Origin of the sequence: Thermohahella caldifontis (genome assembly GCF_041153465.1) — a bacterium.
Taxonomy (GTDB): Bacteria; Pseudomonadota; Gammaproteobacteria; order Pseudomonadales; family Oleiphilaceae; genus Thermohahella; species Thermohahella caldifontis.
In genome coordinates, this window is sequence record NZ_CP154858.1 from 1,367,599 (window position 1) to 1,386,508 (window position 18,910).

An 18,910-nucleotide genomic window follows, 5' to 3' on the forward strand; every position below is an offset into this window, starting at 1 on the left:
GCATGTCAGTCCACCCTGGGGGCGGGATCCCCGAGTTCCTCGAGATGCCGGCGCACCTCGCGCTCGAGCATCACGTGCAGGGTATGGGCGTCCACGCCCAGCTCCGCCGCCATCTGGCTCGAAACCCGGGCGGGCCAGTTGAGCCAGGCGTCGCGCTCGGCCCGCGCCAGCTTGAAGACATGGGCGAGCGCCTTGGCCCGGTCCACCAGCTCCCCCTTGAGGCGGGCGAGCCGGACCTTGGCGGTCTGGGCCTTGAGCACCTCGTTGGCGGTGCGTGCTTGCAACAGCGTCGTGCCGCCCGAGGGCAGTGCCGACTCGCCCGTGGCCTCGCGCACGGCGTTGACGGCATCGATAGGCACTGCCTTTTGTTGGCGTTGCCTGCGCTGCTGGGCGCTATCGGTATTGGTCGCCCACTCGGCGTCCGCCTTTTGCGGGTCGATGGTCCCGTCCGGCTCGGGCGTGATGCGCCCGGTCTTGATCGCCTTGCGCACGGCGGCGTCGGAGACGCCCCGGTGGCGGGCATAGGCGCGGATCGAGATACCCATCGTGCATCCTATTGATCAAGAAGGAAAATTGTTCGGAATAGGACTTGATAAGCGGGCCGAATGAAGCGTTCATCAGGGTATCGCAACGATCAATCGAAAGGAGCCAACGATGACCGCTACCCACCCGATTCCCGCCACCCGCAACGAAGGCTGGGGCTTCTACGGCACCCTAGGCGAGCACGCCGCAGAGGCCTGGCCGCTCGCGATTCATACCATCTCGAATGCCACCGGCCAGCCACCGGAGTCGGTACGGGCCTTCCTCGACAGCCGTATCGGGCGCCACTTCGCGGACGAGGTACTGAACTACCGGCACGCCGGCCACGACCTCGCCACGGCGATCGAGGCGGCCACCCGAAAGTGGATGACCTGGACGATCGGTCGCCGTACCAGCCGCGACAACGGGATCCCGCGCGGCCTGCCATACCTGACAGGCTTCGTGATCCACACCGAAATCATCCACGACGACTGACAGGAGGACAGACCAATGAAACTCACCACCACCCAGGAACGCATCCTTCACGCCGCCGCCGGACGCCCCAGCGGCGACATCGAGCCGCTGCCGCCCAATGTGAACGCCGGCATCCGCCAGCGGGTGATCGACGGCCTGCTTAAGCGCGGACTGATCGAATTCAAAGGCGGCTACCACCGCATCAGCGCGGCCGGCTTTGAGGCCATCGGCAAGGCACCGCGCCCGGGAAGCTACCGGATCGGCACCAAGCAGGCACGGATGATCGAGCTGATGCGCCGGCCCGAGGGCGCCAGTATCGACGAGATCGCCCGGGAGACCGGCTGGCTGCCCCACACGGTGCGCGGCACCATGACCAATGCGCTCAAGAAGCGCCTCGGGATGACCATCGTCTCGCACAAGATTGATGGCCAGCCGCGTCGTTACCGGATCGCCTGATCCTCAAGTCTCAACGGACTCGGGCGCCTCAGCGGGCGCCCGGGTTTCCTGTTCTTCGTCACCGATCCGTTCGGCGGCCGCGGCGGAGAAGCTTTGGCCACTGCCCTCGAGCAGGGCCTCGTTGCCCGTGTACTCCTGCCAGCGCCGCACAATCACGTCCACGTACCTGGGATCGAGTTCAATGAGGCGGGCGCGACGTCCCGACTTCTCGCAGGCGATCAGGGTCGAGCCCGATCCGCCGAAGGGATCGAGCACGATGTCCCGCGACTTGGAGGAGTTGCGCACCGCACGCTCGACCAGCTCCACCGGCTTCATGGTGGGATGCAGGTCGTTTTTGGCCGGCTTGTTGAAGAACCAGACATCGCCCTGGTCCCGTGCGCCGCACCAGTAGTGCTCGTTGCCCTCCCGCCAGCCATAGAGGATGGGCTCGTACTGGCGCTGATAATCGGAACGGCCTAAGGTGAAGGTGTTCTTGGCCCAGATGACGAAGGTGGACCAGCGGCCGCCGGCAGCACGAAAGGCCGCCTGCAAGGTATCCAGTTCCGAGGACGACATGGCGATGTAAACGGCGCCCTTCGTCACCTCGAGCAGATGCTTGCAAGCCGTCTGCAGAAAGGCGCCAAAGTCGTTTCCTAAATTGTCGTTCAGGATCGGCCGGTTCTTGCCGCGCAGCTTGTCCTTGGGGCTGTTGGCGTAGTTGACGTTGTACGGCGGATCAGTGAAGGCCATGTCGGCCAGCTCATCGCCCAGCAACGCCCGGTAGTCGGAGGCACGGGTGGCGTCGCCGCACAGGACCTTGTGGCTGCCCAGCAACCACAGGTCTCCGGGACGGGAGACGACACGCTCCTCCGGCTCGGGCACCGCGTCGTCGTCGGTGAGGCCGGCGGTGTCCGTCTCTGGGGCCTCGAGCAGCTGCGCCAGTTCGTCCGGGTCGAAGCCGATCAGGCTGAGATCGAAATCCTCCAGCTGCAGTTCGCCCAGCTCCTGACGCAGCAGTTCATCGTTCCAGCCGGCATTCTCGGCCAGCTTGTTGTCGGCGATGGTCAGCGCCCGACGCTGCGCGTCAGTCAGATGCGCAAGCCGGATGACCGGCACCTCATCGAGCCCCAGCTCGCGCGCCGCCAGCAGTCGCCCGTGGCCCGCGATGAGGGTTCCGTCCGCGTCGATGAGCACCGGGTTCACGAACCCAAACTCGGCGATCGAAGCGGCGATCTGCGCCACCTGCTCCTCGGAGTGGGTGCGCGCGTTGCGGGCATAGGGCGTCAGCGCCTCGACGGGGAGGCGCTCGATGTTCAGATCCATGGTGATTGCGTGCGAACCTCGGGTGAGAACCGCGAACCCGGTTTTTCGGGGTGACGCTGGCAAAACGCCGCGCCTCCGCCCCCCGCAGGGCTCAGCGGCCAGGAAGGACCCGCAGGTGACGACAACGGTTGGCAGGGGGTGAAAACAACGAGGGCCCGGGAGAATCCCCGAGCCCCGAACGCGCTTTGCTCGCGATGCTAGCGCAATCCTAGCGCAAAATCGGCGAAAGTGTTGCAGCCTGAAACGGGTGCGGGTTTCGCAGTGTTGCGCACCGGTTCGCGGCGGCTCGAAGCGAGCCACAACTTCACGCAATCTCACTTGCACGAATGGGTGTAGCCGTGGCATTCAGGCGACCCACTACCACGGCCAAGGCCCGCTGCCAACGCCGCCAGGCGGTGGTGCGATCGCAGCCGATTCGGCGGCAGATGTCGCGCCAGCGCCATCCTTCTGCGCGCATCCAGACCAGATGGCGTTCCTCCTCGCCGAGCCACAACACCCAGCGCATGGTTTCCTCCATGCGGTCGATGGCGGCCGGGTCCGGCGGGAAGCGGTAGTACGCATCCTCGCCGGAGAAGGTCTCCCACGGCTGGCGCAGGATGGCTGGCCAGGTGTTGAAATAGCCCTGCACCCGGACGGGCGGCAGACGATGGGCCGTCTGTGCCGCTTCGCGGAACCGCTCGGCCACCTGCTCGATGGTCCACTCAGCCATGGTCCACCTCCCGCCGGTCGCTCCCGCCATCCCTGGCTTCCGCGACACTCGGGCGTCCCGGCCGTCGACCGTAGAGCCGTTCCCCGATGCGCCGGATGAACTCCCGCTCGATCCAGTCGAGCCGTTCGTCCTCGGGCGAGATCACCAGGATGCCCTGTTCACGCCAGCCCTCGCGCTTGATGGCCTCGGGGTCGGCACGGTCGGGTTGCAGGCGTCCCAGGGGACAGCGGTAGTGAGGATTGGGGGCGCTGCTCGCTTTGCGGTCCAAATTCGTTCCCGACGAATTTGTCATGGCGTCACCTCCTGCTGCACCATGACCCAGAGCAGCAGCGCGATGGCGTCCGCCTCGTTGTCGTCGGCCGGCTGGAATCCCCGGGCCTGCACCGCGGCGATCACGTCCCGCTTGCCCGCGTTGCCACGGCCTGTGGCGTGCTTCTTGATCGTGCCCACCGGCACGCCCTGGTACGGGATGCGCTGGTGCTCGCACCAGGCGGTCAGCTGCCCCAGGAAACCGCCGTAGGCGTGGGCGGCATCCACGCCTGCATGGCGGCGCACTTCCTCGAAGTAGATCGCCTCGATCGGGCCAACGGCGGCCTTCAGGTTCTCCAGCCAGCGTCGGAAGCGGAGGTAACGCATGCCGCCGCCTTCGAAGCGCCCAGGCCGGAAGGACTCGGTGCCACTGGTGATGCGGCCCTCGGGGGTGCGGACCGCCCAGCCCGTCCGGGTGCCGAGGTCGAGTGCCAACAGAGTCGCGTCAGCCATGGACACCTCCCCGGCGGTATGCCCTGCGCTTGCCGTCCACCGGGACGCCGGGCCAGCGATGACGTGGACAACGGCGAGTGAGATGTTTGGTTACAAGCCCCGACGTCGTCGTGAAGGATGCGCCACATTCCGGGCATTGGCTCCGCCAAATGAGAATGACCGAGAGCGTCCCGTCACAGCGCCGGTGCGGCTCCGACCCGATCAGCTCATAGCGCTGGCCTCGATACCGGATGGCTTTTCCTGCCATCGGGGCCACGCGAAAGTTGACGGCATCCATCAGTCCGTCCTCCCGAAGCGCACCCCGGCCGGCCCAGCGAGGCCGGCGCGAAAGAACCCACTGGCGAACGTCAGTGACGCCAGTGGGTTCCTGTACTGTAAGTACAGGGAGAGTTCCCGCCAACTGGATTCATCATCGTAATTGGCTGATTTATCAATCAATTTTTCCAGTTGGCAGGCATGATCCGCCAACTGGCCCTTGCCAACTGCCAACTGACGCAACCCGTTGATTCTGCGGGATTCCAGTTGGCAACCAGTTGGCAGTTGGCAGGCGGTCTGCCAACTGGATTTTTCGGCACGGGTGAACCTTGCCTGCCGAATGAAAGGCGTCAAACTCATCGATCTTCCTCCTCGTGATAGATCCAGACGGTAGGGTCCTCGACCGGCAGCGCAGCACCGGTCTGCGGACACTTGTAGTGGGTGGGCAGAACGGGAAGCGCGGTCGCGATGACCTCGCCGGTCTCCTCGTCGATGCGTTCGGGACCGGGTACGGTCATGCCCTCGACGCACAGGTAGCCGAAGCGGGTACGCGCCAGCAGCGGCAGGCCATAGTCCTCGGGGTCGCGGAAAAACTTGATGTAGCCCTTGGTGGCCAGCACGCCGATCCGCTCGCGGATGGTGCGATTGGCGCCGAGACCGGCCTTTCCCTCGAAGGCCTCGGCAAACTGGTTTGCCGTATAGACGCGTCCCTCGGCGGCCTCGTCGAAGAGCAGTTCCAGGATGACGTCGCGCTTGCGTTTGCGCTCGGCGTCCAGGCGTTCGCCATAGTCCTGCATCACCAGCCGCTCGCTGGCCTGCACCTCGACCCATTCGCTATGGATCTTGTCCACATGTTTCATGGGGAGGGCCGGGCCGTTGCGCAGCTCGAAGATCAGCTGCCGGGTGGTGCGGCTCTCGTCGGGGCGGAACAGCAGCATCCCGGTGGAGTAGTAACCGCGCAGGCTGCCGGCGCCGGCCAGGGCCTGGAACGGGTCCTCCTCGAACTGGCGCTTGCCGAGCTTGCGGGTGTGATGGACGAGGATGATGCCGGCGTCGGGATTGACGGCGTCGCGCAGGCGCTCGATGCGCTGCGACAGGAAGAACAGCATCGCCGCGTTGTCGTTCTCGCCGCCCGTATCGCCCCCGTCGAACAGGTTGCGGATGGGATCGATAGCAATGACGTCCGCGCCAGTCCCGGGCCAGGCGGCCTCGATGGCCGGGATCACCCGCTGGACGCCCTCGTCGTCGAGCACCATCTTCAGGTGCGGCGTGGCCACGAAGTTGTCGCGGGCCTGGTCGAGCCGGCTCGCCGGCAACCGGATCGCCTTTACCCGCTCGCGCAGGTAGTGGTATTGGACCTCGGCCTGCAGGTAGAACACCCGCAGGGGACGCGACGGGCGCAGACCCAGGAAGTCGCTGCCCGCGGCCATGTGCGCGAGCCAGGAGAGCAGGAAGTCGCTCTTGCCCACCTTGGGCGCGCCGCCGAACACCAGCAGGCCGCCGGGCGTGAGCACCCGGGGCGCGATCAGGTCCTCCGGCAGCGGCGAGTCGTCGTCGAGCAGCTGACCCAACGTGAAGGTGGACAGTCGCGGTGTCGGGGCCTTGATGATCCGACGCTCGCCCTGGGCGATGAACGCCTCGACATCAAAACCTTCGGCCACGGCATCGGCCGCGTCCCACTTTTCCGGCTTGTCCGCCGGCGGCACCAGAATGGCCACGGAGACACAGCCCGCCTGCACGCAGGCGCGGGCGGCGTTCTCCGCGTAGTCCAAGCCGGGCGGATCCCGATCCGGCCAGATCAGGACGTCCTTGGCCGCGAGCGGCGACCAGTCGGTCTTGTCCACCGGGACCCGTGCGCCGTTCATGGCGGTGGTCGCAACGATGCCCTCCCGGATGAGGGCGTCGGCCGCCTTCTCGCCCTCGACCAGCACCACCTCGCGCGCCCTGGCCACTGCCAGCAGGTTGTAGAGCGGGCGCGGGCTGGGCGCGCGCCAGAGCCGGGCGCGCACGTCCCAGGGCCGGTACGCCTTGCCCGTGGGCGGATCGAAGCGGTAGACGCAGGCGATCAGCTGGCCGTGCGCGTCCCGATAGTCCCACTTGGCGGTCCAGGGGCCGAGATCGTCCAGATGGGGCTCTGCGCGTTTCCGGTCGGGCTTGCTCCGGGGTTGCTCCGGCTGTCCCAGCCAGCGACCGATCTCCTCGGCCAGTTGCGGGAAGTCCCGTTTTGCCGACAGCCCGCGAGCAGCAGCCCACAGGTCGATGGCATCACCGCCTTCATCGGTGGCAAAGTCCTTCCACAGACCGCGATGCTCGCCGTCGAGCGTCACCACCAGGCTCTTGCCAGGCGTGCCCTGGACGTCGCCGATGAAGAACTGCCGGCCCCGGATCTTCCCATCAGGGAACAGGTGCATCAGCGCCGCTTCCAGCCGGTCCAGCAGCCCGCGCCGCAGGGCCTCCGTGTCCCGTTCGGGCAGGGCGTGTTGGTCCGGCGCGTCGTTGAAGTCCAGCCAAATGATGTTGTCGGTCATCATGCCTGACTCCAACAACGGTCCTGCCACGCGCAGCCCTTGCACTCGTGGTGCATCGGCGTGGTGGCGAGGCGAGGCAGAAGCTCGCCCGCCTCGGTGGCCTGGAGGATGCGCACGGCGCGATCCGACATGCGCTGGGCGAGTCCTCCATCGAACGGCACCCGCTCGAACCAGAGTTCCTGGGTGTCCTTGTTGATGGCGGTGAACAGCGCCGGGTGGCGCGAGATGCCGGGAACGCTCGCTTCCATGTAGGCTTGGTAGACGGCGATCTGGGCGGCGTAGACCGGCTTGGCCTGGACCACGCCGCGCTTGACGGTCTCCCGCCAGGCGCGGGCGTTCATGGTCTTGCACTCCCACAGCGCGGGATACGCGAGGCCCAGCGTCTCGGGACCGCCGGCCAGGATGCCATCCACATGGCCCTGGATGCGGCCGTCGGCCACCGAGAAGCCAAACTGCCCGCCGTCGGCCTTTTCGGTATGGAGATCGAATCCGGCCAGCCGCAGCCAGCGGATCGCCAACGCTTCCAGCGCGTGCCCGACCTCGAAGATCCGCAGGACCCGGCCGGGCAGTTCACGTCCCGGATCGACCGGGGCCTGGGCGTACTCGTACTGCAGCGCGCGCTCGCACGCGACGCCGAGGCGTGAAGCGCCCAGATAACTGCGCGGCGTCCGGGACGCATGCTCGGCGGTCAGCGCCGCGTCGATGACGGCCGTGACCTGATCATGGAATTTGGGGCGGTGGTTGTAATCGAGCATGGCCACCCCCTCAGAACGGCACGTCATCGGGCGTGAGATCCCGCAGGTTGTCGAAGTAGGCGGTGAGCACCACGTCGACCAGTTGCAGGATCTCCTCGCGGCTGTAGTCGGCCAGCGGCCGGTCCATGCCGACGGAGGCGACGTATTCCCCGAGCCGGGGCAGCACCGCCTCCATCGCAGCCTTCTCGTTGTGGGTGGGATCAATCACGACGCCACCTCCGGCCTTCGCCCTGCGCGCATGAATGTCCTGGCAGCGCATGGAGCAGAAGCGCTTGAACTGCCGCTTTACTCCGGCTCTGGGCGGCGACACCCAGCAAAAGCCCCGCCCTTCGCGTCCACATACCGCGCATATCACGGCGCACCTCCCTGTGCGCCGCCCTTCGGGCAGCCGCTGCGCGGCTGTGCAAATGCTCTGTCCTGATCATTTGTCACGCCGCCTCCTTTGCGTCTGCTGCGCCGAACACTCGGGCCTGGATGTCGCGCTTGTTGAACCGGAACGCCAGCAGGCAGGAGGCCTGATAGCGGGTCAGGCCGAAGTCCTGGCGGTACTCGGGAGGCAGGTAGCGCAGCTGCTGCTCGGTGGGCGGCTGGTTGAGCCAGCGGCGGGACTTGGCTGCGGTGTCGTCGCTCTCGTGGGTATTGATCCAGTCGTCGGCCTGGGCCAGGCAGACGGTGCGCTCGCCGATGGCGAGCAGCCGGGTCGCGAGCTGTTTGCCGCCGCCCACGGCGTGCCAGCGACCGGACAACCAGAACACGCCGGCCCAGGCGCTGAAGCCGGTGGCCATCAGCGCCGCGTCGTCTCCGAACAGATCGCACCAGCGGAAGGAGGAACGCTTGAGTAGGTCCACCTCGGACATCACGAAGTCGGTCAGCTCGTCGCCTTCTTCCGGCGGCGTGCGCGCCCAGACATGGCCACACAGGGGACATTCCAATGACGCCGCCGGCACCTGGGCGCCGCATTTGGGGCAGTCCTTTTTCGGCGCCTCGCCCTTGAACGTCCGGCCATCCAGATCGACGTCTTGCTCCAGGGAGCCATGCAGCAACGTGCTGGTGCCGAAGTCCAGCACGATGCAGTCGGTTTTGGTGACGCCGGGATGCTCGTTGGGATCGACGGTACGCAGGCCCCGTCCCACCATCTGGATCAGGGTGGACTTGAAGGAGCTGGGCCGCAGCAATACGACGCAAGAAGTCGGCTGATGGTCCCAGCCCTCGGTGAGCACCGCGACATTGACCACCACCCGGGCCTCGCCCCGGGCGAAGCGGTCAAGTTGTTCTTTGCGCTCGGCGGCAGGCTGGTCGCCATGCACCACGACGGTCGGAACGCCTGCGGCCTCGAAGGCTTCGGCCACGTTCCTGGCATGATCGACCGTGGAGCAGAACACCACCGTCTGGCGATCGCCGGCCTTCTCCTTCCAGTGGCGGATCACGGCCTCGGTGACGGGCAAGCGGTTCATGATGGCGTCCACTTCCGCCATGTCGAAGTCGTCCGCCGTGCGCTTCACCCGGGACAGCGCGTCCCGGGTCCCCACGTCGATGACGAAGGTGCGCGGCGGCACCAGATGCCCGGAGCGGATCAGCTCGCCCAGGGTGATCTGGTCGGCCACGTTGCTGAACACCGGCCGCAGCCCCTTGCCGTCGCCGCGGCCCGGGGTGGCGGTGACGCCGAACACCCGCGCGTCGGGATTGCGATCGCGGACGTGGTCGATGATGCGCCGATAGCTGGGTGCGGCCGCGTGATGGGCCTCGTCCACCACCAGCAGGTCCAACGTCGGCATCCGCTTGAGGTTGTTCTCGCGGGCCAGCGTCTGGACCATGGCGAAGGTGGCCTGGCCGGCCCAGGACTTCTGGCGGGCGTCGAAGATCGAAGTAGTGATCTTCGGGTTGACGCGGGAGAACTTGGCGGCGTTCTGGCCGGTCAGCTCGTCGCGATGGGCGAGGATGCAGGCCTTGGCGTCGGTGTCGTGCAGGATGCTGCCGGCCGCCGCCGATAACATGATCGTTTTACCTCCGCCCGTTGGGGCCACGCCGAGCGTGTCGCCGTGCTTGTCGAGCGCGCGGAGCACGCGCTCGACAAACACCTTCTGTCGGGGTCTCAGTATCATCGCCAGCCCTCCTCACTGCGCCCAGCTGGGGCGATTGGGCTTCGTTCCCGGCGCGGCCTGCGTCTGCTGAGGCGCGGCCGGAGCCGAGGGCTGCCCCATGACCGCGGCGTAGTCCTTGTGGTCGGGCGTAATCGCCTGCTTGACTACGTTTCGGTCCTCGCCGTTCTGGTCCTTCTCGACATCCACGCGGGCGACGAACTCGATGCCGTCCAGATCCTGAAAGCCCTGGATCCGGCGCGCCTGCTGCGCGCCGGAAGAGTTGTCTCCGGGATGCACGCCGCGGGCGGAGTTGAGGATGCCCTTGATGAAGGCGCGGCCCATGTTGGCCCACTCCGGCCCCTTGGGGCTGTGCAGCCCGATCAGCGACCACATCTTGCGCCGGGCGTATGGGCCCTCCAGCACCACGAACTCGCAGTTGAGATAGACCGAGCCCGTGGTCTGGCTCTGGGTGGCGTAGCCGCCGGTCCAGCCCTGGGTGGGGTCGTCGAAACCGCCCGGGCGGATGGTCATGCGCACCTTGACCAGGGTGCCCTTGGGGATTAGGTCGAAGCCGGTCTGGTCTTCGGCGTTGTTGAAGTCGAAATAGCTCATGGGGTCACCTCTTCATTCGGTTCGGGGTTGGCGGGGCGGTCGAAGCGCAGGCGCTCGGAGGCGGGCCGCGCAGGGCCGGCGATCTTCTCCATGAAGCGGCCGAGATGCGGCTCCTCGATGAGGTCCAGCCGGCCGGAGCGGTCCTTGGCGGGATAGCCCCACGGGTTCAGGGTGTGGCAGACGAAGGCGCGGTACGGCTCGGCGTCGGCCTCGCGGATCTCGGCCAGGGTGATGACCTCGTCCACGATGCCGGGCAGCTCCAGGCCCGTCTTGGAGCCCTCGATCTGCAACTGGAAGACGCGGCGGTTGAAGTCGTCGAGCCTCTCGTCGAGGATGCCGACGAACCAGACGTTCTTGCCGCGGGTGTGCTGCAGATGGGTGAGCCAGGCGATCATCTCCTGACCCAGCAGACCGTAGGCGCCGCGCATGTCGGGCTTGCCGGTGCGCTCGGAGAGCGCCTGCGGCTGTCCCTTGCACCACTGGAGGCACAGCCGGCCGGCGACGGTGATGGAGTCGACGAACACCGTTGCGTACTTTTCCATCACAGACGGATCGCCATACTTCTCGCAGACGGCGTCGAAGTGGGCCTGGCTGTAGGCCTGATCACTGCGCAGCGCCGGGTCCGGCCCGCCGATGAACACGGCCAGGTCCCGGCATTCGGGCCAGGTGCGCGGGCGGATGGTGTCGCCCGCCCAGCCCTCGACGGCCAGATCGCCGGCCTCCAGGTCGAAGAACAGCGTGCGCTCGGGATCCAGGGTCCAGAGCTGTGAGGTCTTGCCGATGCCGCTTCGACCCACCAGCACCCCCTTGACCCCCCGCCGTTCGGCGAGGCGTTCATCAGCGGAGATGATGGGCAGGCTCATGACCGGGCCTCCTCGTCGGAGAAGATCTCGTCGAGGCACTGCGCGCCGAGCCCGCGGCGTTTGCGGGCTTGTTCCACCAGTTCGCGGAGCGCGTGCATGCGCCGGCTGACAGGACGGAGGCCTTCTTCCATCTCGAGGATGGCGAACGCTACCTGATCGAGCGTGGCTTCCTCGAGAGCCACCTCCGTGCCGTCCACGTGGATCAGCGAGGGGAGTTCATCCAGAAACAGGTTCTGCTTGCGCAGACGGTCGAGCAAAGTGCGTTTTTTGAACATGTCAGTTACTCCTGCATCAGAGCGAGACGGAACCCGGGTTTTCCGGTCTTGAGGGTGCGGGCGGGCGCGAAGGCCTGCCGGATGGACTCGGGCCAGGCGTTGAAGCGGCTCTCGGGCACGCGATAGCTGACCTCGACGTACTCGGCAGGGTCGTCGCCGCTGGCCTCGATCCGGCGCACGATCTCGGCGAGCCGCTTCTGGTCCCAGGAGACCCGCTTGGGCAGGTCCGCGGTGACGCGCACCGGACCGTCATCGAAATGCACCACGCCGGTATCCTTGCCGGCCGCCAGGCGAAGGGCCTGCGCCCGATCGGCGTACTTCAGCTCCAGGGCGCGGTCGATGTGCTCGACCAGCGTACGAGCCGAGGCCAGCAGGTCGGCGGCATCGTTCTTGAGTCGGAACAGGGTCTCGGCGGGCTGCCTCGCGAGATCGCCGGGCGGCGTCGCCAGCACCTGGTCGGGGGTGAAGGTAGCGGTCATGCGGCACCTCCCGCCTGCGGCTGATGCGCGGGCTCGGAAGTGGAGGCACGCATGTGCTGGCGCTCATAGGCCTCGATGTCCTCGAGGCGGTAGACGACCCGGCCTCCGATCTTCAGGAAGCAGGGCCCCCACCCGATGGCGCGCCAGCGCTCCAGGGTTCGCTGGGAGATCTTCCAGCGGTCGGCCAGTTCGGCCTGATTGAGATGTCTTACGGTCATCGTTTTCTCCTGCGGGTTCGTGCGAAACGCAGGAGAAAGGATGCGGGGTGAGCGGTTAGGAGCCGGTCAGGTGGAGGTTAGGAGATGGGTTAGGAATCAATGAGTTGCGTCAAATCGCGCCTCCCGATACTATCAAGTCACTATGGGGCTTGAGTTTCTGTGTCAACCCAATTCTAAAATGTCCCCTTTTTACCAAAGCTAAAGTGTCCCCTTTGGGTATCCTGTTTCAGGAGGTTACCGACTGCCTGCCGGAGGCCGCTTTACCAACCGGAGAACGTCGCCATGGATGGTCCGGCGCGGGCTTTCTGCCTGAGGATGCCTTTTGTCTGGCTCTCGCCTTGTCGACACGTTGGTGGAGGCTTTTCTCGTCATCCAAAGGGACCGGGGGCTCGCCTTCGCTCAGGATTTGCCAATCCAGTTGATGCCCTTTGTGGAGCACCGTCACATGGCCATCCTGTGCTTCACAGATGGTGATCCGGGCGCCCCGGAGCCGATAGCCCTTTCCATAGCCGGTGAGCTGGTATTCCCGGTTCCTGAACTGAAAGGTCAGGTTCTTTGAGAGCTTTCGGTGGTTGTGCAGGCACAGGATGAGCGCCAGCTCCTCTGGTGTGTGCAGAACGGGGCGGTGAGCATCCGTGGCGTTCTGGGCGGGTTTGGCAAAGCGTGCGTTGAAATCGCGCATAAAGCCCGGCAGCCAGGCATTGGCGGTCTCAATGTCCGAGATGCCCGCAAGACGCAACTCCTTGACGAGGCGGTCCTGAAGCGTCTGGTTGGCACGCTCGACACGCCCCTTGGCCTGAGGGGTATTGGCATGAATGGGCTCGATATCCAGCGTTTTGAGAGCCCGGGTGAACTGGGTCAGCTCACCTTCGCGCTCGGGTTGGTTTACCCGGAAGATGCTGTGCTTGTCGGAATACAAAGCAGCGGGGCGGCCGTGCTCGGCCAGATAGCCTTGCAGTGTCTGCAGGTAAGCCCAGGTGGTCTCGGCCGGGGCGAAGCGTAATGCCATCAGTTCACTGGTGGCGTCATCAATGAACACGATCAGGGTGCAGCGCGGGCCGCGCCCTTCAAACCAGTCATGTGGTGAGCCGTCAATCTGAATCAGCTCGCCGCGACAGGGCCGTCTGGGACGTCGCTGGTGAATCCGGGCGGCCTTGCGTTTTCCGGGTTTCCAGAGTCCGTCAGCGATCATCCACTGTCGGAGGGTCTCGGCTGACAGCTTGTATCCATGCAGTGCGGTGAGTTTTTCACAGGCAAGCGTTGGTCCGAAATCAGGGTAGCGTGTGCGAACCAGAGAGAGTACTTCCTTGCGCACGGCCCCGGGAATTGCATTGCCCGGGCGTTTACCGAGATGGCCGGAAACCAGTCCTGACGGCCCCTTCTGACGAAAGCGGGCGACCAGACGCTTAACTTGCCGGACACTCAGCCCAAGCTGCCGGGCAGCTTCCTGTTGCCGAAGCTGTTTTGCGGTCACCTGCTGAATGATTGCCAGCCGATCGATCGCTTTTTGCGTCATTGCAATGGTCTCCTCTGCCATTGCCCCCTCCTGTATCCCAAAAGGGGACATTTTAGAATTGCGAGAAGGGGACATTACAGCTTTGGGCTAACAGGGGCTTGAGTTTCTGTCGTTGTTGGACGATAATCGTGTTAACGACTCACCCCTTGCGAGGTCATTCAGTTGACTCCCGCTCGGGGCGGAAAAACCGCCGAAAGGCGGTTTTTCCATTTCTGGGGTAAGGAAACCGGTGCGAACGATCGTCTACATCGATGGGTACAATCTATACTATGGCCGCTTGAAACACTCGCCTTACAAGTGGCTGGATATCTATCGATTATTTTCAGAGCACATCATCAGAGCCCAGTCACCTCAGGCCAAAGTTGTCAAAACCAAATACTTTACTGCTGACATCAAGGCCAGGGTTGCCTCTCACGGTCAAGCAGCACAGAAAGCACAGAACGATTATCACAGGGCTTTGACAACCCTCTATCCCGATCACATCGAGATCATCAAAGGTTTTTACTCGCTCGACTACGCAAAACTCCCGCGTTATAAACGTCCACTGGATAAATCCGACCGAGTGGATGTCTGGCGATTGGAAGAAAAGCAAACCGACGTCAGTATCGCACTCCATGCATATCGTGATGTCATTCGGAAAGAGTGCGATCAGATTGTGTTGGTGTCGAATGACACCGACCTTGAACCGGCACTACAGATGATTCGGATGGATGTTGGAAACAATGTCGATATTGGGATCGTCATTCCGATATCGAAACCAGAACCAGGAAAGGCACATCGTCCGCCTAATCAGCGGCTTAGCCAATATGCGAACTGGACAAGACGTTACATCTTGGATAGTGAGCTTGCGAACAGCCAGTTACCGAACCCGATCCCAACGAAGAAAAAACCCATCCTTCGCCCCAATTACTGGTGACCTTACACCATGAGCCAACAATAACCGCCACCATAGCCGATGGCCGATTTCCAGTCTTCCTTGCATCCGCTGAATACGTGGCTCATTGTCCTTACCGTCGACCCCGCCTCTACTTCCACAAGAACCTTGGCTGTCCTCAATCGAGGTTCACCTCGCTCCCATGCCTCATAGAGAATGCGGACGATCCTCTTGTGCGTGTGACCGGTAAAACGGTACTTCCGCTCATGGATACGCAGATAACCGCCGTCCTCGCTGCACTCCACGGGTGCCCACTCTTTCGTGGACTGAGCGGACATCCCGACGAAGGTGGCCAGGGTTTCCATGTCCACCCTCTCCAGAACATCACGATTCGGCGAAAAGAGATCCAGCAGGGGTAAGAGGATCGGGTCCCCTGGCAAAGTGGGGCCATGCCGGCTCGGGTTGGTATCCGTAAGAATGAGGCAGGATCCCCGCCGGGGATATTCGAGAAGCGCCGTCCGTACACTTGAGTGGGTTTCCGGGAGACCCGCCCGTCGCAGAAAGAGTACCGCCATCCTACGCCGGCCGATCCAGGTCTCTCCCAGTTCCCACAGTAGCTCCGGCAGTAGAGCCTCTGGTTGGGTGCGCTCCGGCATATCGAGCCACTGTCGGATCGCCGACAGCAACTGCTCGAAATGGACCTTGCAGGACTTCAACCGGTCGGGCGGGACGGTGACCCAGCCGGCCGTGGGCGAGAAATACCGATAGGCCTTACGTTCACTGTCCCACTCCAGTTCGTAGTCTCGACCGTCCACTTCGATGTGTCCGGTGCGGTTACCGGACGGAACCAGCCATCGGTTCGAAAGTAGTTCGCCGATCTCGGGGAAATCCTCGGCCAGTGCCGCGTTCAGGAGAGCCTTCGGGTGTCCTGCGGCGCGCAGCAAAAGGGCCAGCGCAGCTCGCGAGAACCGGGGTTGCCCAGCCGTCATTCCCCAGCGTCCTCGAGCAGGCCCCAGCGCTTGAGGTATTTTTCGCCGATCAGCCGCTCACGGTCCGTCCGGCTACGGAGATCGCAACCGTTCGGCATGGAGATCTTGACCGGCAGCACCTTGCCCCGCTTGGCGCCATTTTCAGGATGGAAGCGAATGGAGAGCTTTGCTTGCGTTGGAAAGAAAAATCCCGACTTCAGGGGATTGCGGTCTCCGAGAAACTCATCGGCATATTCGTAGAGGTTCATGTCAGAGCGCACCGGTACCTCAAGGGTAAGCCACCCTTGTTCACCGGTATCCTTCAGCCGGATCATAACCACCTCGACCGATTCGATCCCGTCCTCGGGATCGGTGTCCAGGTTGGGCCGGGACATGAGCGGCTGCAGGTTGTAGCGCCGCAGCGGGACCTGCACCGCTTCGACCGGCTGCTTCAGCAGTTCCCGGGTGAAGGCCCTGGCGATGGTGTCCCGGCGCTCCCGGCGTGAGGCCACCACCTCGATGACGCCGGACTCCGGGGCATAGATGACGGCGTGCTCGGACACGGGCCGGCGGATCCGTGGGACGATGTCGTTGCCGGCGAACTCCAGGTAGGAATCCGGCAACCCCTCCTGATAGATCATCACCTGGATGACCTCGGTTTCCTCGCCTTCCCCATCAGGCAGGGTCCGTTCGAAGACCTCGATCTTCACCTTGTCGCCGAGTCCGAACATCTCCCGCAGCCGGGACTGGAACGCCTCGATCGACACTGGGTCCGTGGCAAGCGTGATCCCCGGCTCGCTCTGGTAGCCGCCCCAATTCCGGCCGAAGCGGTACTGGTCCGCGTAGCGGATGTCCTCGGCATGCCGGAAATTGTCCGGCTCGTGCAGGTAGACCCAGCGGCTCCGCTCCACGGCGGATTCCAGCGACCGGAACGTCGTCACGTCACCGACGGCCTCGAGCAAGGCCGCCTGACCGATCTCGTCGGCCATGTGGTAGATGCGTTCGGCGTCGATGCGCAATCGGGCCTTCGCGTCGGAATCGAGATGGTCGACCAGCTGGATGACGTTCTGCGTGACCGCATCCGGGTCCTGCGTCCAGTCCACGCCCTCGAGGGGGATCTTCTTGTGGGTGAAATACTCCCGCAGGCCTTCGGCGGAAGCGTGACGGATGAAGTTTCGAACGATTGGCATGATCGGGGTCCTCTTTGTCTGCGGGAGCACAAAAAGTTCACTACAGAGAACCCCTAAGGTAGAAGCGGGAATAACGCTTGTCAAGCACAACTCGTATGCCTATACTGAACTTCTGATTTTCAAGCAAAAAATCACGGGAACGGACCATGGCCAACCTGCTGGGATCGAAGATCAAGAAGCTGCGCAAGGCCAAGGGACTGACCCTGGAGCAACTCGCCGAGATGGTGGGGTCAGGGAAGAGCTACATCTGGGAGCTGGAGAACCGCGGGGTCAAGCGCCCCTCCGCGGAGAAGCTCGCCGCCATCGCCCGGACGCTGGACACGACCACCGAGTACCTGGTCGACAACGGCATGACCGAGCCGACCGACGAGGTGCGCAAGGAAGCGTTCTTCCGCAAATTCCAGGGACTGAGCCCGGAGGATCAGCGGAAAATCGAAGACATCGTCGATGCCTGGAGCCGCAAGCAGTGACCGGGAAGAAGCGGCCCCACAAGGAAGCCAACCGAATTTCGCATATTCTGGATCTTGCCCTTCCACCGGAAGACCGCTACCCCGTCGACATTGAGCACATCGCTCTGCATCTCACGCCCGATTTCAACGAAGACCCGATCACAATGGTTCGGGGCGACACCTTCGACCGCTTCGAGGGTGCCTTGCTCAGGAACCCGGAGAAGCCGGAATGGGCCATCCTGTACAACACCAACATCCAGCATCCCGGACGCCTGCGCTTCACCCTGGCCCACGAACTGGGCCATTACATGCTCCACCGGAAAGACTTCGATACGAACGGCATCGAATGCGGCACCGGCGATATGCTCCGCTACGACTCGGGGTATACAGAGCGGGAGGAGGAAGCCAACGCCTTCGCGGCCTGCCTGCTTATGCCGGCCCATGATTTCCGCAGCCAGACGGAAAATGAGCGCTTCAGCTTCGACCTGCTCGGCCACTGCGCCGACCGCTACGGGGTTTCCCTGACCTCGGCCGTGCTGCGCTGGCTGGAGTTCACACCCAGGCGTGCCATCGCGGTCTTTTCCGAAGAGGGCGGGATGCACTGGGCCAAGTCCAGCACCAAGGCCTTCAAAAGCGGCAAATACTTCGCAACGCGCCGTGGCTACAATGAGGTGCCCGCCGCCTCGATGGCGGCGCAACAGACCTTTTCCCATGAAGCACGCAACGGCGTCCGCCACGGCCCCGGCGTGTGGTTCGACGACGAGGAAGTGGTCGAGCACACCATCTACTCGGAAGAATACGAGAAGACCCTGACCGTACTGCTCCTCGACGACATCGGCGGCTACGACCGGCTGGACGAGGAACCCGAGGAAGACGTCGCCGACCGGTTCTCCCGGGGATTCTGACTGTCATTCCTACGCACTGGCACGCGCCTTCGAGATGAGGCGGAGTGCCGCCTTCCGGACAATATCGCTTGTCAACGGTTTCGAATCTTTCGACGCTAACCGGAACAAGCGATGCAAACCTTTCTACCTACGCAAGACCTCACCGACGAGGAACGCATCACCGAGGCCGCCGAGATCCTCGCAGCAGGCGTGATCCGCCTCCGGAACGCCCGAAAAGAGAGCGAAGTTCCACTGGACTTCCTGCCCGCCGGAAGCGTTCATCATGATCCCTATCCCAACGGAGAAGATGAACGATGAGCGATGACGTAATCGGCAAGGTGGCGGCCCTGCCGTCGCTGGACAACGACGAGCTGAGGCGCCTCTGGCGTGAGCTGTTCGACGAGCCGGCCCCGCGCAAGAAGCGAGACTACCTCATCCCGCGGCTGGCCTGGCGCATCCAGGAGCTGGCCTACGGTGGCCTGTCCGATTCAGCGCAGGACCGCATCAAGCGGCTGGTACGAAGCGGTGAGCAGGTCAAACCCAGCAGCCGACGGATCAAGCGCCCCGCCGTCGGCACCCGACTGATCCGGGAATATCAGGGCGTCGAGCACCATGTCACCGTGACCCGCAACGGCTTCGAGTACCAGGGGCGCAACTACCGCAGCCTGTCCCATATCGCGCGGGAGATCACCGGCACCCGCTGGTCCGGCCCGCTGTTTTTCGGCTTAACGGGGAAGTGAA

At 64.2% G+C, this 18,910-nt stretch carries 25 protein-coding genes; 7 read left to right on the top strand and 18 right to left on the bottom strand.

Translation table 11 applies throughout. The features are described from left to right. Nucleotides 1-5: 5 nt before the first annotated feature. Nucleotides 6-545: an elements of external origin gene (locus tag AAIA72_RS06735; RefSeq protein ID WP_369602639.1), complete on the bottom strand. Its 540-nt coding sequence runs from the start codon at nucleotides 543-545 to the stop codon at nucleotides 6-8. Nucleotides 546-654: 109 nt separating this feature from the next. Between AAIA72_RS06735 and AAIA72_RS06740 the strand changes: the two genes are divergently transcribed. Next, nucleotides 655-1,014, top strand: coding sequence for a hypothetical protein (locus AAIA72_RS06740; RefSeq protein ID WP_369602640.1), 360 nt, complete (start codon nucleotides 655-657; stop codon nucleotides 1,012-1,014). A 15-nt stretch (nucleotides 1,015-1,029) separates the two neighbouring features. After that, nucleotides 1,030-1,449, top strand: a complete 420-nt coding sequence (locus tag AAIA72_RS06745) for a DUF3489 domain-containing protein (RefSeq protein WP_369602641.1) — start codon at nucleotides 1,030-1,032, stop codon at nucleotides 1,447-1,449. Between the two features lie 3 nt (nucleotides 1,450-1,452). On the opposite strand, the gene AAIA72_RS06750 is transcribed toward AAIA72_RS06745, so the two are convergent. From AAIA72_RS06750 to AAIA72_RS06820, 15 genes are all read right to left on the bottom strand, one after another. Further along, complete coding sequence (locus AAIA72_RS06750) at nucleotides 1,453-2,751, bottom strand: site-specific DNA-methyltransferase (protein ID WP_369602642.1); 1,299 nt, start codon at nucleotides 2,749-2,751, stop codon at nucleotides 1,453-1,455. A 304-nt stretch (nucleotides 2,752-3,055) separates the two neighbouring features. After that, nucleotides 3,056-3,460: a DUF6362 family protein gene (locus tag AAIA72_RS06755; protein WP_369602643.1), complete on the bottom strand. Its 405-nt coding sequence runs from the start codon at nucleotides 3,458-3,460 to the stop codon at nucleotides 3,056-3,058. After that, entirely contained in the window at nucleotides 3,453-3,728 is a 276-nt protein-coding gene (locus AAIA72_RS06760; RefSeq protein WP_369602644.1) for a hypothetical protein, read from the bottom strand. The genes AAIA72_RS06755 and AAIA72_RS06760 overlap by 8 nt, the downstream gene beginning before the upstream one ends. 20 nt (nucleotides 3,729-3,748) lie before the next feature. Then, nucleotides 3,749-4,222: a crossover junction endodeoxyribonuclease RuvC gene (locus tag AAIA72_RS06765; protein ID WP_369602645.1), complete on the bottom strand. Its 474-nt coding sequence runs from the start codon at nucleotides 4,220-4,222 to the stop codon at nucleotides 3,749-3,751. A 276-nt stretch (nucleotides 4,223-4,498) separates the two neighbouring features. Continuing rightward, nucleotides 4,499-4,837 (bottom strand): hypothetical protein, encoded by a 339-nt coding sequence (locus tag AAIA72_RS06770; RefSeq protein ID WP_369602646.1) that lies wholly within the window; start codon nucleotides 4,835-4,837, stop codon nucleotides 4,499-4,501. After that, a complete protein-coding gene (locus AAIA72_RS06775; protein ID WP_369602647.1) occupies nucleotides 4,834-7,008 on the bottom strand; it encodes an AAA family ATPase in 2,175 nt (724 codons plus the stop codon). The genes AAIA72_RS06770 and AAIA72_RS06775 overlap by 4 nt, the downstream gene beginning before the upstream one ends. Continuing rightward, entirely contained in the window at nucleotides 7,005-7,760 is a 756-nt protein-coding gene (locus AAIA72_RS06780) for a hypothetical protein (RefSeq protein WP_369602648.1), read from the bottom strand. Before AAIA72_RS06780 ends, AAIA72_RS06775 begins: the two co-directional genes overlap by 4 nt. A gap of 10 nt (nucleotides 7,761-7,770) precedes the next feature. Further along, a complete protein-coding gene (locus AAIA72_RS06785; protein ID WP_369602649.1) occupies nucleotides 7,771-8,115 on the bottom strand; it encodes a DUF6511 domain-containing protein in 345 nt (114 codons plus the stop codon). 73 nt (nucleotides 8,116-8,188) lie between these two features. After that, on the bottom strand, nucleotides 8,189-9,862 hold the full coding sequence (locus AAIA72_RS06790) for a DEAD/DEAH box helicase (protein WP_369602650.1): 1,674 nt from the start codon (nucleotides 9,860-9,862) through the stop codon (nucleotides 8,189-8,191). Between the two features lie 12 nt (nucleotides 9,863-9,874). Continuing rightward, complete coding sequence (locus AAIA72_RS06795; protein WP_369602651.1) at nucleotides 9,875-10,453, bottom strand: hypothetical protein; 579 nt, start codon at nucleotides 10,451-10,453, stop codon at nucleotides 9,875-9,877. Next, the gene (locus tag AAIA72_RS06800) at nucleotides 10,450-11,316 is read right to left on the bottom strand and encodes an ATP-binding protein (RefSeq protein ID WP_369602652.1); all 867 of its coding nucleotides are present in this window, start codon (nucleotides 11,314-11,316) and stop codon (nucleotides 10,450-10,452) included. Before AAIA72_RS06800 ends, AAIA72_RS06795 begins: the two co-directional genes overlap by 4 nt. Beyond that, nucleotides 11,313-11,591, bottom strand: coding sequence for a hypothetical protein (locus tag AAIA72_RS06805; protein ID WP_369602653.1), 279 nt, complete (start codon nucleotides 11,589-11,591; stop codon nucleotides 11,313-11,315). Before AAIA72_RS06805 ends, AAIA72_RS06800 begins: the two co-directional genes overlap by 4 nt. A gap of 5 nt (nucleotides 11,592-11,596) precedes the next feature. Then, on the bottom strand, nucleotides 11,597-12,070 hold the full coding sequence (locus tag AAIA72_RS06810; protein WP_369602654.1) for a hypothetical protein: 474 nt from the start codon (nucleotides 12,068-12,070) through the stop codon (nucleotides 11,597-11,599). Continuing rightward, a complete protein-coding gene (locus tag AAIA72_RS06815) occupies nucleotides 12,067-12,288 on the bottom strand; it encodes a helix-turn-helix transcriptional regulator (RefSeq protein ID WP_369602655.1) in 222 nt (73 codons plus the stop codon). Before AAIA72_RS06815 ends, AAIA72_RS06810 begins: the two co-directional genes overlap by 4 nt. A gap of 226 nt (nucleotides 12,289-12,514) precedes the next feature. Continuing rightward, nucleotides 12,515-13,825 (bottom strand): ISNCY family transposase, encoded by a 1,311-nt coding sequence (locus AAIA72_RS06820; RefSeq protein WP_369599988.1) that lies wholly within the window; start codon nucleotides 13,823-13,825, stop codon nucleotides 12,515-12,517. Nucleotides 13,826-14,033: 208 nt separating this feature from the next. Between AAIA72_RS06820 and AAIA72_RS06825 the strand changes: the two genes are divergently transcribed. Beyond that, entirely contained in the window at nucleotides 14,034-14,720 is a 687-nt protein-coding gene (locus AAIA72_RS06825; protein WP_369602656.1) for an NYN domain-containing protein, read from the top strand. A gap of 2 nt (nucleotides 14,721-14,722) precedes the next feature. Here the strand turns inward: AAIA72_RS06825 and AAIA72_RS06830 are convergent, their stop codons facing one another. Then, complete coding sequence (locus tag AAIA72_RS06830; protein WP_369602657.1) at nucleotides 14,723-15,667, bottom strand: hypothetical protein; 945 nt, start codon at nucleotides 15,665-15,667, stop codon at nucleotides 14,723-14,725. Further along, complete coding sequence (locus AAIA72_RS06835) at nucleotides 15,664-16,836, bottom strand: hypothetical protein (RefSeq protein WP_369602658.1); 1,173 nt, start codon at nucleotides 16,834-16,836, stop codon at nucleotides 15,664-15,666. Before AAIA72_RS06835 ends, AAIA72_RS06830 begins: the two co-directional genes overlap by 4 nt. 146 nt (nucleotides 16,837-16,982) lie before the next feature. On the opposite strand from AAIA72_RS06835, the gene AAIA72_RS06840 reads away from it, so the two are divergent. The 4 genes from AAIA72_RS06840 (at nucleotide 16,983) to AAIA72_RS06855 (ending at nucleotide 18,909) form a co-directional block, all read left to right on the top strand. Then, nucleotides 16,983-17,306 carry a helix-turn-helix domain-containing protein gene (locus AAIA72_RS06840; protein WP_369602659.1) on the top strand — a complete coding sequence of 108 codons (324 nt, stop codon included), beginning with the start codon at nucleotides 16,983-16,985 and terminating at the stop codon, nucleotides 17,304-17,306. Continuing rightward, nucleotides 17,303-18,190 (top strand): ImmA/IrrE family metallo-endopeptidase, encoded by an 888-nt coding sequence (locus tag AAIA72_RS06845; RefSeq protein WP_369602660.1) that lies wholly within the window; start codon nucleotides 17,303-17,305, stop codon nucleotides 18,188-18,190. Before AAIA72_RS06840 ends, AAIA72_RS06845 begins: the two co-directional genes overlap by 4 nt. Nucleotides 18,191-18,301: 111 nt before the next feature. Further along, nucleotides 18,302-18,487 (top strand): hypothetical protein, encoded by a 186-nt coding sequence (locus AAIA72_RS06850; RefSeq protein WP_369602661.1) that lies wholly within the window; start codon nucleotides 18,302-18,304, stop codon nucleotides 18,485-18,487. Further along, complete coding sequence (locus tag AAIA72_RS06855) at nucleotides 18,484-18,909, top strand: DUF2924 domain-containing protein (RefSeq protein ID WP_297526718.1); 426 nt, start codon at nucleotides 18,484-18,486, stop codon at nucleotides 18,907-18,909. The genes AAIA72_RS06850 and AAIA72_RS06855 overlap by 4 nt, the downstream gene beginning before the upstream one ends. Nucleotide 18,910 lies beyond the last annotated feature (1 nt).

Bases quoted from the DNA above. Each gene is read 5' to 3' on its own strand.
- AAIA72_RS06735 (WP_369602639.1), bottom strand. From the start codon at position 545: ATGGGTATCTCGATCCGCGCCTATGCCCGCCACCGGGGCGTCTCCGAC.
- AAIA72_RS06740 (WP_369602640.1), top strand. From the start codon at position 655: ATGACCGCTACCCACCCGATTCCCGCCACCCGCAACGAAGGCTGGGGC.
- AAIA72_RS06745 (WP_369602641.1), top strand. From the start codon at position 1,030: ATGAAACTCACCACCACCCAGGAACGCATCCTTCACGCCGCCGCCGGA.
- AAIA72_RS06750 (WP_369602642.1), bottom strand. From the start codon at position 2,751: ATGGATCTGAACATCGAGCGCCTCCCCGTCGAGGCGCTGACGCCCTAT.
- AAIA72_RS06755 (WP_369602643.1), bottom strand. From the start codon at position 3,460: ATGGCTGAGTGGACCATCGAGCAGGTGGCCGAGCGGTTCCGCGAAGCG.
- AAIA72_RS06765 (WP_369602645.1), bottom strand. From the start codon at position 4,222: ATGGCTGACGCGACTCTGTTGGCACTCGACCTCGGCACCCGGACGGGC.
- AAIA72_RS06770 (WP_369602646.1), bottom strand. From the start codon at position 4,837: ATGAGTTTGACGCCTTTCATTCGGCAGGCAAGGTTCACCCGTGCCGAA.
- AAIA72_RS06775 (WP_369602647.1), bottom strand. From the start codon at position 7,008: ATGATGACCGACAACATCATTTGGCTGGACTTCAACGACGCGCCGGAC.
- AAIA72_RS06780 (WP_369602648.1), bottom strand. From the start codon at position 7,760: ATGCTCGATTACAACCACCGCCCCAAATTCCATGATCAGGTCACGGCC.
- AAIA72_RS06790 (WP_369602650.1), bottom strand. From the start codon at position 9,862: ATGATACTGAGACCCCGACAGAAGGTGTTTGTCGAGCGCGTGCTCCGC.
- AAIA72_RS06795 (WP_369602651.1), bottom strand. From the start codon at position 10,453: ATGAGCTATTTCGACTTCAACAACGCCGAAGACCAGACCGGCTTCGAC.
- AAIA72_RS06800 (WP_369602652.1), bottom strand. From the start codon at position 11,316: ATGAGCCTGCCCATCATCTCCGCTGATGAACGCCTCGCCGAACGGCGG.
- AAIA72_RS06805 (WP_369602653.1), bottom strand. From the start codon at position 11,591: ATGTTCAAAAAACGCACTTTGCTCGACCGTCTGCGCAAGCAGAACCTG.
- AAIA72_RS06810 (WP_369602654.1), bottom strand. From the start codon at position 12,070: ATGACCGCTACCTTCACCCCCGACCAGGTGCTGGCGACGCCGCCCGGC.
- AAIA72_RS06815 (WP_369602655.1), bottom strand. From the start codon at position 12,288: ATGACCGTAAGACATCTCAATCAGGCCGAACTGGCCGACCGCTGGAAG.
- AAIA72_RS06820 (WP_369599988.1), bottom strand. From the start codon at position 13,825: ATGGCAGAGGAGACCATTGCAATGACGCAAAAAGCGATCGATCGGCTG.
- AAIA72_RS06830 (WP_369602657.1), bottom strand. From the start codon at position 15,667: ATGACGGCTGGGCAACCCCGGTTCTCGCGAGCTGCGCTGGCCCTTTTG.
- AAIA72_RS06835 (WP_369602658.1), bottom strand. From the start codon at position 16,836: ATGCCAATCGTTCGAAACTTCATCCGTCACGCTTCCGCCGAAGGCCTG.
- AAIA72_RS06840 (WP_369602659.1), top strand. From the start codon at position 16,983: ATGGCCAACCTGCTGGGATCGAAGATCAAGAAGCTGCGCAAGGCCAAG.
- AAIA72_RS06850 (WP_369602661.1), top strand. From the start codon at position 18,302: ATGCAAACCTTTCTACCTACGCAAGACCTCACCGACGAGGAACGCATC.
- AAIA72_RS06855 (WP_297526718.1), top strand. From the start codon at position 18,484: ATGAGCGATGACGTAATCGGCAAGGTGGCGGCCCTGCCGTCGCTGGAC.